At 63.5% G+C, this 12,032-nt stretch carries 13 protein-coding genes; 7 read left to right on the forward strand and 6 right to left on the reverse strand.

The window, feature by feature from the left end; translation table 11 throughout:
• Positions 1-55: 55 nt before the first annotated feature.
• From AC07NK_RS11985 to ruvC, 3 genes are read left to right on the forward strand one after another with little or no spacing between them, the layout of a single operon-like run.
• Positions 56-562 carry a hypothetical protein gene (locus AC07NK_RS11985; protein WP_495170825.1) on the forward strand — a complete coding sequence of 169 codons (507 nt, stop codon included), beginning with the start codon at positions 56-58 and terminating at the stop codon, positions 560-562.
• A 4-nt stretch (positions 563-566) separates the two neighbouring features.
• On the forward strand, positions 567-1,073 hold the full coding sequence (locus tag AC07NK_RS11990; RefSeq protein ID WP_495170826.1) for a hypothetical protein: 507 nt from the start codon (positions 567-569) through the stop codon (positions 1,071-1,073).
• Positions 1,073-1,561 (forward strand): crossover junction endodeoxyribonuclease RuvC, encoded by a 489-nt coding sequence (gene ruvC, locus AC07NK_RS11995; RefSeq protein ID WP_495170827.1) that lies wholly within the window; start codon positions 1,073-1,075, stop codon positions 1,559-1,561. Before AC07NK_RS11990 ends, ruvC begins: the two co-directional genes overlap by 1 nt.
• A 2-nt stretch (positions 1,562-1,563) precedes the next feature.
• Here the strand turns inward: ruvC and AC07NK_RS12000 are convergent, their stop codons facing one another.
• The gene (locus tag AC07NK_RS12000) at positions 1,564-2,022 is read right to left on the reverse strand and encodes a hypothetical protein (protein ID WP_495170828.1); all 459 of its coding nucleotides are present in this window, start codon (positions 2,020-2,022) and stop codon (positions 1,564-1,566) included.
• Positions 2,023-2,250: 228 nt separating this feature from the next.
• Between AC07NK_RS12000 and ruvA the strand changes: the two genes are divergently transcribed.
• Genes ruvA through ruvB form a run of 3 tightly spaced genes read left to right on the forward strand, consistent with a single transcriptional unit; the run spans position 2,251 to position 4,213 of the window.
• Positions 2,251-2,847 carry a Holliday junction branch migration protein RuvA gene (ruvA, locus tag AC07NK_RS12005; RefSeq protein ID WP_495170829.1) on the forward strand — a complete coding sequence of 199 codons (597 nt, stop codon included), beginning with the start codon at positions 2,251-2,253 and terminating at the stop codon, positions 2,845-2,847.
• On the forward strand, positions 2,844-3,191 hold the full coding sequence (locus tag AC07NK_RS12010; protein WP_495170830.1) for a hypothetical protein: 348 nt from the start codon (positions 2,844-2,846) through the stop codon (positions 3,189-3,191). Before ruvA ends, AC07NK_RS12010 begins: the two co-directional genes overlap by 4 nt.
• Positions 3,188-4,213 carry a Holliday junction branch migration DNA helicase RuvB gene (ruvB, locus tag AC07NK_RS12015; RefSeq protein ID WP_495170831.1) on the forward strand — a complete coding sequence of 342 codons (1,026 nt, stop codon included), beginning with the start codon at positions 3,188-3,190 and terminating at the stop codon, positions 4,211-4,213. The genes AC07NK_RS12010 and ruvB overlap by 4 nt, the downstream gene beginning before the upstream one ends.
• 9 nt (positions 4,214-4,222) lie before the next feature.
• Here ruvB and AC07NK_RS12020 read toward each other — a convergent pair whose 3' ends face one another.
• The 3 genes from AC07NK_RS12020 to AC07NK_RS12030 all read right to left on the reverse strand — a co-directional run bounded on the left by AC07NK_RS12020 (position 4,223) and on the right by AC07NK_RS12030 (position 6,925).
• Positions 4,223-4,654, reverse strand: coding sequence for a DUF805 domain-containing protein (locus tag AC07NK_RS12020; RefSeq protein WP_495170832.1), 432 nt, complete (start codon positions 4,652-4,654; stop codon positions 4,223-4,225).
• 128 nt (positions 4,655-4,782) lie between these two features.
• The gene (locus AC07NK_RS12025; RefSeq protein WP_495170833.1) at positions 4,783-5,664 is read right to left on the reverse strand and encodes an OmpA family protein; all 882 of its coding nucleotides are present in this window, start codon (positions 5,662-5,664) and stop codon (positions 4,783-4,785) included.
• A gap of 352 nt (positions 5,665-6,016) precedes the next feature.
• Positions 6,017-6,925, reverse strand: coding sequence for a hypothetical protein (locus AC07NK_RS12030; protein ID WP_495170834.1), 909 nt, complete (start codon positions 6,923-6,925; stop codon positions 6,017-6,019).
• A gap of 180 nt (positions 6,926-7,105) precedes the next feature.
• Between AC07NK_RS12030 and AC07NK_RS12035 the strand changes: the two genes are divergently transcribed.
• Positions 7,106-9,619 (forward strand): DEAD/DEAH box helicase, encoded by a 2,514-nt coding sequence (locus AC07NK_RS12035; protein WP_495170835.1) that lies wholly within the window; start codon positions 7,106-7,108, stop codon positions 9,617-9,619.
• A 213-nt stretch (positions 9,620-9,832) separates the two neighbouring features.
• Here AC07NK_RS12035 and typA read toward each other — a convergent pair whose 3' ends face one another.
• Together typA and AC07NK_RS12045 are read right to left on the reverse strand one after the other, a co-directional pair.
• Positions 9,833-11,647 carry a translational GTPase TypA gene (gene typA / locus AC07NK_RS12040; RefSeq protein WP_495170836.1) on the reverse strand — a complete coding sequence of 605 codons (1,815 nt, stop codon included), beginning with the start codon at positions 11,645-11,647 and terminating at the stop codon, positions 9,833-9,835.
• A 43-nt stretch (positions 11,648-11,690) separates the two neighbouring features.
• Positions 11,691-11,861 (reverse strand): hypothetical protein, encoded by a 171-nt coding sequence (locus tag AC07NK_RS12045; protein WP_495170837.1) that lies wholly within the window; start codon positions 11,859-11,861, stop codon positions 11,691-11,693.
• Positions 11,862-12,032 lie beyond the last annotated feature (171 nt).

Here is a 12,032-nt window from a genome sequence, read left to right on the forward strand (position 1 = left end):
TGGTGAGGGGGGCTGCCGCAAGCAGACTCCCCTCGGACCCGATGGGGAGGCGTAGATGCGAACCTTGCTCCTGACTGGCCTCGCACTCACGCTTGCGGCGCCCACAGCAGTGCCGGTCACAGCCGCTCCATCTTCCGCTCCCGCCAGCCAATGCCGCGCGGACGAGACGATCGTCTACACCTGCAACTTCGGCAAGGCGGTGGGCAGCGTCTGCTCGGGCAGCGGCAAGCTCCATTATCGCTATGGTCCGGTGGGCAAGCCCGACATAGCGATCTCCAGCACGCCTGATTGGAGCAATGTCAGCCGCAAGGTCGTGGTCGGCGGCGGCGGCGGTTCGCAGCCCTCTCTCCGCTTCACCCGCGCCGATTACAGCTACGTCGTCTTCTGGGGCACCGCGGGGAACCTGACCGTTCGGCCGGGCAAGCTCTGGTCGGGCATCCATGTCCGCCGCGGCGACAAGGACCTGGCGACGCTTTCATGCAGAAGCGGCGCCCACCCGGTCGGTCGCATCCCCGATGCGGTGCCTGAGGATACCGACGTCAGCTTCGATCGATGGTATTGATGCCATGATCCTTCTCGGCTTCCTGCTTACCCTGTTGGCGCCCGCCGCGGCGCCGGTAACCCCCGCACCTTCACCTGCGCCGGCCAGCCAATGCCGCACCGGCGAGAAAATCGTCTATACCTGCGGCTTCGGCAAGTCGGTTGGCAGTATCTGCGCGAACGGCGGCAAGCTTCACTACCGCTACGGTCCACTCAGTAAGCCCGCGATCGACATCGCGAGCGATGCCAAGTGGAGCAATGTCCGCCGCGGCTTCATCGTCGGCGGGGGCGGGGGATCGCAGCGGCATCTGCGCTTCACGCGCGGCGATCACAGCTATGTCGTCTTCTGGGGTGTCGGCGGGCAATATACGCAGGTCCCGGGCGCGATCTGGTCGGGCATCCATGTGAGCGAAGGCAAGACGGATCTCGCCACGCTGCGTTGCAAGCGCGCGGCATCGCCTTCGGACGACTGGGAAGATCTCGCCTACGACGCGCCCGAGGAAGACGATCCCCAGTTCGAAATGTGGTTCTGATGATTCTTCTCGGCCTCGATCCCGGCCTCGGCACCACCGGCTGGGGGTTGATCCGCGCTGAAGGCAATCGCCTCAGTCACCTCGCCAACGGCCAGCTCAAAACCGATGCCAAGGCGCCGCTGCCGCGCCGCCTCGCGCATCTCGACGCGATGCTCGTCGCCCTGATTGCCGATCACGCGCCGCAGGGTGCGGCGGTGGAGGAGGTGTTCGTCAACTCCAACCCGCAATCGACACTCAAGCTCGCCCATGCCCGCGGCGTCGCCATCGCCGCGGCGGCGCGTGCCGGGCTCGATGTCGGCGAATATGCCCCGCGCCTCGTCAAGAAGGCGGTGGTCGGCACCGGCAATGCCGAGAAGGCGCAGGTCCACGCGATGGTGTCGCGCCTGCTCCCCGGCGTAAAGATCGCGGGCGCCGACGCGGCGGATGCGCTCGCGGTGGCGATCTGCCACGCCCACCATCTCGCCAGCGCACGGGCATTGTCGCGCTAGCGTCAGGCGGCGCGGGCGAGAAGAAGGGCTGGCGCTGGTCCATCGCTGTCGTTGGCGGGCGGGCTGGGTCGCCGGGTCCGCTGCATGCGGCGCGCGCGCGATCTCTGCCCCGGCAGGTGCATCTTCACCCACGTCACTAGCCCACGCAGCCGCACCGAGGCGGCGGTGGCGATCGCCACAGCGACGGCATCAATTGCTGCCGTAAACTCGATGCTGGCCAGCAATCCGATCAGCTCCGGGGCGAACAGGCTGACGAACCGCAGTCCTGCCTCTCCCATGATCCAGAAGATCAGGCTCGCGAACAGCATCAGCACGGCGACGAAGATCGCCTGACCGCGGCTGAAACGGTTCAGCCATGCGGCAGGGCGCCCGATCAGCGCGGTTCGCATGAACTGCCCGGTCCGTGTGGTCCCGGCGAGCAGCAATGCGGCCCACCCCAGCAGCAATCCGATCGTCAGCATCCAGTATGTCCCCCTGTCCCTTGTATGAGATGGGGCGACCGCCGCGTCTGCCAAGGGCCGGGCCGCAATTTCGCTTTCCTACGCCGCACTGTTCCGTTTATGTACCGGCATGGTCTGTCGCCTCTCTTCCGATATCGCGGAATCCCGGTCGCTTGCTCACGCGTGCAAGCGCCCTCGCGCGCGTAGGAGCGGGACGTTTGTGACCTTCCGGTATCTGGATACCGCTCGATGATCGCGCATCTCAACGGCCATCTCACCGCGACCGGCATCGACCATGCGGTGATCGACGTGAACGGTGTCGGCTATCTCGTCGGCGCCTCGGCCAGAACGCTGGCGGCGCTCGGCAGCCTTGGCGATTTCGTCACCGTGCATACCGAGATGCTGGTCTCAGAGGATTCGATGCGCCTGATGGGCTTCGCCTCGGCTGAGGAGCGTGACTGGTTTCGCCTGCTCACCAGCGTTCAGGGGGTGGGGGCCAAGGTCGCACTGGCGATCCTCTCGATCCTCTCGCCGGCTGAGGTGCAGACCGCGGTCGCCCGCGCCGATGCCGCGATGATCGCGCGCGCCAACGGCGTCGGTCCGAAACTGGCGCAGCGCATCGTCAACGAACTGAAGGACAAGGCCGGCGGCATCGCGCTTGGCGGCGGGGCGGGGGCTGCAGTCCCCGCGAGCGGTGCGGCGCACGACGCGGTCTCGGCGATGCTCAACCTCGGCTTCAAGCCCGCCGAGGCGAGCAATGCGGTCAACGCCGCCGCCGACGAACTCGGGCCGGGCGTAACCCTCGACGCGCTGGTGAGGCTGGCGCTGCGGAAGGCGGCGAAGTGACTGCTCCTGAAGTAGAACAGCTACTCGTAGCCTGTCCTTTTTTGGCGACACATCTGAACGCGGACGATTTCGACCTTTCGACGGTGATTTTTGGCGCGACTGCACAATTGTTGATTGAGCGGACACTGTCGCAGCCCGAAGAGAATGCCGTTTTCGCTCATTTCAACGATCTGGCTGAACGAGGCGATGTCGAAGAAACGCTGGGAACCGGGGCAATCGAGTTGTTCAATGACACCCCTGCTGCGCAACAATTAGCTCGGGAAAAGCTGACGGGTCGGGCGCGAACCATGCTCGATCAATTTCGCGAACTTTGGGGGCAGCCTGACTATGGTCGTTCGGCATGACTGACGACCGCATCCTTACCGCCTCCCGCCGTCCCGAGGACGTCGACGCCGCGCTGCGCCCCAAGTCGCTCGACGAGTTCGTCGGCCAGCGTGCCGCGCGCGACAATCTGCGCGTGTTCATCGACGCTGCCCGGCAACGCGGCGACGCGCTCGACCATGTCCTGTTCTTCGGCCCGCCCGGCCTCGGCAAGACCACGCTCGCGCAGATCATCGCCAGGGAAATGGGCGTGGGCTTCCGCGCCACCTCCGGCCCGGTCATCGCCAAGTCGGGTGATCTCGCCGCCTTGCTCACCAATCTCGAGGATGGCGACGTCCTCTTCATCGACGAGATTCACCGCCTCGCCCCCGCGGTCGAGGAAGTGCTCTACCCCGCGATGGAGGATCGCGCGCTCGACCTGATGATCGGCGAGGGACCCTCGGCGCGCTCGGTCCGCATCGATCTGCCGCGTTTCACTTTGGTTGGCGCGACAACGCGGCAGGGACTGCTCACCACGCCGCTGAGGGACCGTTTCGGCATTCCCGTGCGCCTGCAATTTTACACCGTGGATGAGCTGCAGCGCGTCGTCACCCGCGCTGCGGGCCTGCTCGACCTCGGCATCGCCCCCGATGGCGCGACCGAGATTGCCCGCCGCGCGCGCGGTACCCCGCGTATCGCCGGCCGCCTGCTGCGCCGCGTGCGCGATTTCGCCAATGTCGCGGGCGAGACCATCGTCCACGCCCGCGCTGCCGACGCCGCGCTCAACCGGCTTGAGGTCGACGCGCTCGGCCTCGACGCGATGGACCGCCGCTACCTCACCATGATCGCCGATATCTACAAGGGCGGCCCGGTGGGCGTCGAAACCCTCGCCGCGGGCCTCAGCGAGCCGCGCGACACGGTCGAGGAGGTGATCGAGCCGTACCTCATACAGATCGGCATGATCGCCCGCACCGCGCGCGGCCGCTGCCTCAACGCCGCCGGCTGGAAGCATCTCGGCCTCAACCCGCCCGCCGGATCGCAGGACGGGTTGTTCGATGGAAAATAGCGCGGCCGCTCAGCCGAAGATGCGGGTGACGTCCCGGTCGGCCATGCCGCCATTCTCGCGCGGGTCGGCGCCATATTTGTTCTCGCCCTTCGTACCGGGCAGAAAACCGGCGACCCCCATCGCGACCGGACCGATGAGCGGAATCACGAGCAGCGTCACGACGACCACGGCGTACAGCCATCCCGGCTGATCGCTGTCGTGCAACCGCCGGACGCCGACGGCGAGGCCGGGGATGATGGCACCGAGCGCGAGAAAGAGGCACGGCAGGAACCACAGAATGAAGGTGACTCCCTCGTTCGTCATGCTCGTGGCGACCACGGGCAACAGCGCCAGCGCGAAGAGCACGATCCAGATGAGGATGTGAAACAGCCAGAACTCGGTCCGGGTCGATCGCCCGCGAAAGTCCGTGTAGCGGACCCAGGGCTGCACAATGACGTTCACGATACCCCCCATCGATTCGGATGCGATCCTAACCGAGCCGGGGTCGATAGCAATCAGGCCGCTTCGCCGCGATCGGCGTCGGCCGGTCAATCCGGGAACCGGGGTGAGCGCCGCCCACCCCGTCTCTCTTACAGGCCTTCGACAGCCTTGCTGACCATGATGTTCACCGCAACGCGGCGGTTCTGCGCCTTGCCTTCAGGCGTCGTATTGTCCGCCAGCGGGTCGGCTTCGGCCATCCCGGTCGGGGTCAGCACGCGATAGGGCTTCCATTTGCACGCCTGCTGCAGATAGTTGACGACGCTGCTCGCGCGCTTCTCGCTCAACGTCTGGTTGAGCTCCTGGCTTCCCGTCGAATCGGTGTAGCCGACGACGAGCAGCAGGGCGTTGTCCATTCCCTCGGCCTGCTGCGCCGCGGCGCAGAGATCGGCCTTCGCCTGGGCTGACAGCACCGCCTTGCCCGTGTCGAAGTTCACGTTGGTCGTGCCCTTGATGTTATACTGGTCGATATCGCCTACTCGGCTGCGCAGCGCATCGGTCGCCGCGGTCTGCTCGGCAAAGCGCTGGTCGGTGCCGTTATGGATCATCGACGCGGTCCGCAGGTCCTTGTTCTGCAGGTTGATCTGGCTCGCCACCAGACCGTCGCCCGACTGCAGGGTCTTGACCGTCACCGGCAGACCGTTGAGCAGCGAGGCGGACGCGAGCTTGCTGCCGCCAAGGCCCAGAAACCCGCCGCTGCCTCTGATCTTGGTGGCGTCGCTGACCACGACGACTGCCTTGGTCCCGTCGGCGGTGGTGACCTGCACTTTGTCGCCGCTGCGTGCAGAGATGATGCCCTTGATTTCCGGGCCCTTGGTCATCTCGGCCGCTACGGGCGCGGCCGGGGCGGTGCCATAGATGGATACGTCCGCCGGCTGCTGGGTCTGCTCCTGAGCGGCAAGGCTCGCAGGGGCTGCCCCGGCAAGCATCGCCACCAGCAAGAGCGCCCGGGGGCTATTTGAAACTACTCGCATACGTCACTCCTAAACTTGACCGGTCGAGCGAGTGTCCTCGCATCCGCTCGTCAATTCCCGCCGCTGGAAGGTGCAACCGGTCGTCAAAGCCCCCTCCATCTTGTTTCATGGACTGCGCCACAGAAATGCAGCGCCAGAACCCATGGGTAGCTGGGTGATCGTCGCAACCGCTCACTCGAATTAACGATCCCGATGCGTGGGCCTTGTGCCGCTAACTGGTGCGCAGCGTGCGACGGACCGATGCGGCGCATATGCGATTCAGCCCGTATCGGGGTGACAATGCGCATCGCGAGAGTCCTCATCGCGTGTCCGGGGCCGGGCCGCTCCCCGGCCACCGCCCGCCACCCCGGGCCTACGCCGCGGGCGGCAATCCGTCTTCCTCCGGCTCCTCCGCATCCTCCGGCTCCACCGCTTCGGCCCCGGCCTGCTCCCATGGCACTTCGCCCTCGATGAACGGCTCCCAGTCCTCCAGCTCTACCGCCGGCTCCAACTCGCCGCGCCATTCAAGCGCGCCCGGCGGCACCCGCACGAACGGCGAGTCGGGATCCTCTTCCTCGGCGTCACGTCCGGCCAGACCGCCTGCGTCCATCGCTGCATCCAGCGTCCGCCGCCGCGCCGCGCAGGCCTCAAGCGCGGCAGAGATCGCCGCCTGCGCCTCGCCGTCCAGCGTCACCCCGGCGAACGCCTCGATCCGCGCCGCGGCGCCGGCGATCTGCCTCGCGCCATCGCCATCGCCAGCGTCGGTGATGCTGGTTCGCACCGTCGTCGTCTGTGCCTCGGCCGCCGCGCCGCCATCACCCGCAGCACCAGCGCTCGCCCGGGTCGAGAAATAGTTGATCGTCGTGCGGCGCCCGTTCGGGTCCTGCCCGTAATGGCGCAGGCAGAACATCAGCAGCGCGTCGTTGCGCTTGCGCCGAAAACCCATCAGCTTGCCCGCGACGAACACCGGCACCAACTGCCCGTCGATCGCCCGCTCGAACGCGATGTCTTTCAGCCGCAGCACGCCATAGTCGAGCGCCGCATCCCACGCCGCGCGAAAGCTCTCCGCCCCCGGCGCGCGGCGCAGCGTATAGCAATTGGCCTGCGCCATATTCACCATGCCCGCGGCCCGCGTGACCGATCCGGTATCCGCCAGCGCCTCGATAAATGCCCGCTGCCGCTCCGGCGTCCACCCGTCATGCCGGTTGTGCCTGCGCGGTACCGGCGTGAATGCGGGCAGGGGAGGGCGCTCCTCCCGCTTCACAGGAACCCGGTTCTGCATCTTCCCCCTCCTTATGAGTCGCCCAACCGATCAGGGTGTAGGCAGAATGGGGGCGTGTAGGAAAGGGTTTTGTTTATGGTTTGTTCTTTGATGATTGACTGAAGATGGTTGATAGAGGATCGTCTGTTTCGAAGTGCATAGGTCAGACGCCTCACAAAATACGTTGATCGGAGTTCAGCCTTGGTCGATTTTAAATCCCTCAAGAAGAGTGGTGGCTCCAGCAAAGAGACTGATCCGCGCAAGATCTTCAATCACCTCATCAAGCCGGAGGGAGTGAACGAACTCTACGCCAGCCAGAGTGAGCTGCTTGAAGTCTGGAATAGAGACCGTGATCAGCGAGATTCGGTCCTCAAGCTCCCAACCGGTGGCGGTAAGTCCTTGGTGGGTTTGTTAATGGCTCAAGCTACGCTGAACGAGCTGGGCTTGCCTGTACTCTATGTTACTCCAACCAACCAGTTGAATGAGCAGGTTCGCGCCGAAGCGGATCGATTCGGTATCCCGATCGTGGCCTATCGCAATGCCAAGGAGGGCCTGCCAGCCGATTTCGTTGATGGCAGGGCTATCGGCGTCGCGAACTATGACGCGGTGTTCAATGGGATCAGTAAGTTCGGCACTCGGGATAGGCAGTCAGAGGTCAACCAGCTCGGCCTTATCATTCTGGACGACGCCCATGCCGCTTTTGAAACGGTGTGGAAGTCCTTCACCTTCGAGGTGAGTTCATCCGAGCATCTCGAGCTTTACCAAGATCTGACTGCCCGTTTTCGTGGTGCATTCCGGCAACTGAATCGGGGTCACACTTTTGACGATGTGGTCGCAGGCAAGGAATATTTTGTCCTCGACGTGCCCTACTGGGCTTGGGTGGAGAAGGTCGACGAGGTGGCCACGGCTCTCCAGCAATATGGACCCGAGAAGGTCGATCGGTGGGCATGGGCTCACGTGCGCGACGAACTACATGTCTGTCAGGTTCTGATCAGTAAAGACTCGATCTCCATTCTGCCGATCGTTCCATTGGTTGATCGGGCAGCGGCCTATCTCAACGCCAAGCGCCGAATCTACATGTCGGCGACGATCGCTGACGACAGTGAAGTAGTTCGTACTTTTGGAGTCCGCGCTGCTCGCGTAGCTTCGCCACTGACCGCAGCCTCCCTTGCCGGAGTGGGCGAGCGTATGATCTTGGCGCCCGCCCTGATAGAGTTACCAGCTTATCAGAATCCGGTGGGACTGGTGAGGCAGCTGGTATCCAGCGCGACGCAGCAGCAGAAAAATGTCGCCATTCTTACACCCTCTTTTGCTGGCGGTGACCATTGGAAGGATGTCGCGAAAGTCCCTACCAAGGGCACTGAAACGGTTCAGTTGATCGAGGATCTCCGTGCCAAGAAGGGAATCGCAGCGGTTCTGCCGCGTCGGTATGATGGCGTCGATCTACCGGGTGACGCGTGCCGAGTCTTGATCATGGATGGACTGCCTTACGGCAGCTCCAATTATGACGCTTGGCGTATCGCCGCCCTTTCTTATGGCTCTCCCAGTTCAACCCTCGCTCAGCGGATCGAGCAGGCGATCGGGCGGGGGTCTCGCGGGACCAGTGACTATTGTGTGGTCGTGCTTACCGGCGGTGATTTGGTGACTTGGATCGGCAAGCTGTCCAACCAGCGCTATCTTTCTGGAACAAGTCGGCGGCAGCTGGAGATCGGCTTGGAAGTCAGCCGTGCTGTGGAATCCGCGCAGGACTTCATAGATACAGCTTGGAAGTGCCTCAACCGTGACCCCGACTGGCGCGCTTATCATGCCGACGAACTAGGAGGTGCGGCACTTTTGGCGCCGACTGAGGCCGATCGTCTTCAAGTATGGGAAGCCGAGCGGGATGGAATTGAAGAGCTGCGTACCAGGCAGTTCACAAAGGCAATCGGTCACTTCAATCGTGCGATTGATCATGCCAAGGACGCAACGATTAAGGGCTGGTTCCACCAGCTCAAGGCTCGGGCCGCGTTTATGGCGGGAGAGGAACTGCAATCTGAGGAATGGCAGGCCAAAGCTTATGGCTTGAACTTTGCCCTGACGGCACCGATCGGACAGGTCGCGGTCCAACAGATGCCCCCTGCATCACAGCAGGCCCACGCTGTTTCTGCTCGCATCGGCGAGTTCCTTCATTCCGGAGTTGCTCTGGCCCGCTTCGAAAAAGATACCGAATTTCTTACCCCTCACAGCACCTCAAGTCAGTTTGAGGGAGCACTCGCTGACCTGTTTAGTTGGCTGGGTTTCGCTTCTAGCCGACCGGACCAAAGTTATAAGGAAGGTCCAGATGTGCTCGCTCGAGCGGATACCGGTCCCTATTTGGTGGTAGAGGCGAAGTCGCGCAAAAAAGGTAAGAATAAGTTCACCAAGACCTTGCACGGCCAGGTTCTCAGCCACGAGAACTGGCTCAGAACGCACTACGGTGATGTCGAAAGTAAGCGAGTCGTGGTTTATCCAAATAATGAGGCTGAGGAAAACGCGGGAACTCACGACACTGCAGTACTAACCTTTGCCACGCTGAACCAGCTGATCTCGTCAACTCGCACCCTATTGAAGGCAGTCGGTGCGACTGTCGAAGCTCAGCGCGCAAACGTGGCGGCTCAGCAGCTGGAGCAGCTTGGCTTAACCCCTGCGGCGATGATTGGCGTTATGGGTTCATTCACGGACGTAAAATCTCTTTGAACAACCAAATCCCTCAAAATGCACGGCCATCCCGTTGGAGCGCAGCTTCCGGAGTCGATCATTTCATGTGAGCCATCCGATTCCGTTGAAGCACGGAAAGTTTCACAATTTGTGGTGCTCCCTGCTGCAAGTGGGCGAAGCGCCTGCGCCATAAAAAGAAAAGCGCCGGAGTTTCCTCCGGCGCCTTCCAAATCTCAAACCTGATCCGGGGGCTTACGCCGCCTTCGCACGGCTCGCGCGCTTGCGCTCGTGCGGATCGAGGAAGCGCTTGCGCAGGCGGATGGTCTTCGGGGTCACCTCGACCATCTCGTCATCGTCGATGTACGCGATGGCCTGTTCCAGCGTCATCTTCTTCGGCGGGGTCAGGCGGATCGCGTCGTCCTTGCCCGACGAGCGGACGTTGGAGAGCTGCTTCGCCTTCATCGGGTTGACCTCAAGGTCGTCCGGCTTGGCGTTCTCGCCGATGACCATGCCCTCGTACAGCGCTTCGCCATGGCCGACGAACAGGATGCCGCGCTCTTCCAGCGTGTTGAGCGAATAGGCGTTGGCCTCGCCCGCGCCGTTGGAGATCAGCACGCCGTTCTTGCGGCCTTCGATGCTGCCCTTGTGCGGGCCGTACTTCTCGAACAGCCGGTTCATGATGCCGGTGCCGCGCGTGTCCGACAGGAACTCGCCATGATAGCCGATCATGCCGCGCGACGGGGCGCTGAACGTGATGCGGGTCTTGCCGCCGCCCGAGGGACGCATGTCGGTCATCTCGGCCTTGCGGATGTTCATCTTGTCGACGACCGTGCCCGAATGCTCCTCGTCGACGTCGATGATGACCGTCTCATACGGCTCCATCTTCTGGCCGTCTTCGTCACGGAACAGCACGCGCGGACGGCTGATGCCGAGCTCGAAACCCTCGCGGCGCATCGTCTCGATCAGCACGCCGAGCTGAAGCTCTCCACGGCCGGCGACTTCGAACGAGTCGCGGTCATCGGCTTCGGTCACCTTGATCGCGACGTTCGATTCGGCTTCGCGGAACAGGCGGTCGCGGATCATGCGCGACGTCACCTTGGTGCCTTCGCGGCCCGCCATCGGGCTGTCGTTGACGGCGAAGCGCATCGACAGCGTCGGCGGATCGATCGGCTGCGCCTGGATCGCGGCGCTGACGCTGGTGTCGGCGATGGTGTTGGAAACGGTCGCGACGGTCAGGCCGGCAAGGCTGATGATGTCACCCGCCTGCGCTTCGTCGACCGGAACGCGATCGAGGCCGCGGAACGACATGATCTTCGATGCGCGGCCGGTCTCGATGACGTTGCCGTCCATGTCGAGCGCGTGGATCGGCTGGTTGACCTTGAGCTTGCCGCTGGTGACGCGGCCGGTGAGGACGCGGCCGAGGAAGTTGTCGCGATCGAGTAGCGTAACGAGAAACGTGAAGGGCGCGTCGACGTCGAGCGCGGGCGGCGGCACGTGATCGACGATCTTCTGGAACAACGGCGTCAGCGTGCCCTCACGCAGCGTCGGATCCTCGTTCGCATAACCGTTGCGGCCCGACGCGTAGAGGACCGGGAAGTCGAGCTGCTCATCGGTCGCGTCAAGCGACACGAACAGGTCGAACACTTCGTCCAGCACTTCCTGGATGCGCTCGTCGGGACGGTCGACCTTGTTGACCACGACGATCGGACGCAGGCCCAGCGCGAGCGCCTTGCCGGTCACGAACTTGGTCTGCGGCATCGCGCCTTCCGACGAATCGACCAGCAGGACGACGCCGTCGACCATGGAGAGGATGCGCTCCACCTCGCCGCCGAAATCGGCGTGGCCGGGGGTGTCGACGATGTTGATCCGCGTGCCTTCCCACTCGACCGAGGTCGGCTTGGCGAGAATCGTGATCCCGCGCTCCTTCTCGAGGTCGTTGGAGTCCATCGCGCGCTCTTCGACGCGCTGGTTGTCGCGGAAGGTGCCGGACTGGCGGAAGAGCTGGTCGACGAGCGTGGTCTTGCCATGATCGACGTGGGCGATGATCGCCACGTTGCGAAGGTTCATGCGAATATCCTGGATGCCGCGGAATCGCGGGTTGCGCGCGCCCTTAGCCGAATTTGTGCGTCGCGGGAAGTGCTGGCGATTCGTCCGCTGGCTCAGCCTTCAGCCGATAGGCCTTGCCGAGATCGACGGCCGCAGGTGAGGCCTGGGCCGCGGTGGAGACCGGCACCCACACCGCGATCGAACCGGCAATCATCATCTTCAGCCTGCGTTCCATGCCATTCATCCTAGCGGTCATATGTTAACATGCCGCGTCATTGGAACTTCCCACAACATCGGTCGGTTGCACGATAGTTCAAGTGTATTATATTGGCGACACACTTGAAGCGCGCGCGGTTCCCGTTCATCTTGTCGGGAACCGCCAGAAATCTGGTGCTGGAGAGATGGG

The organism is Sphingomonas sp. GW821-FHT09B04, from assembly GCF_059418285.1.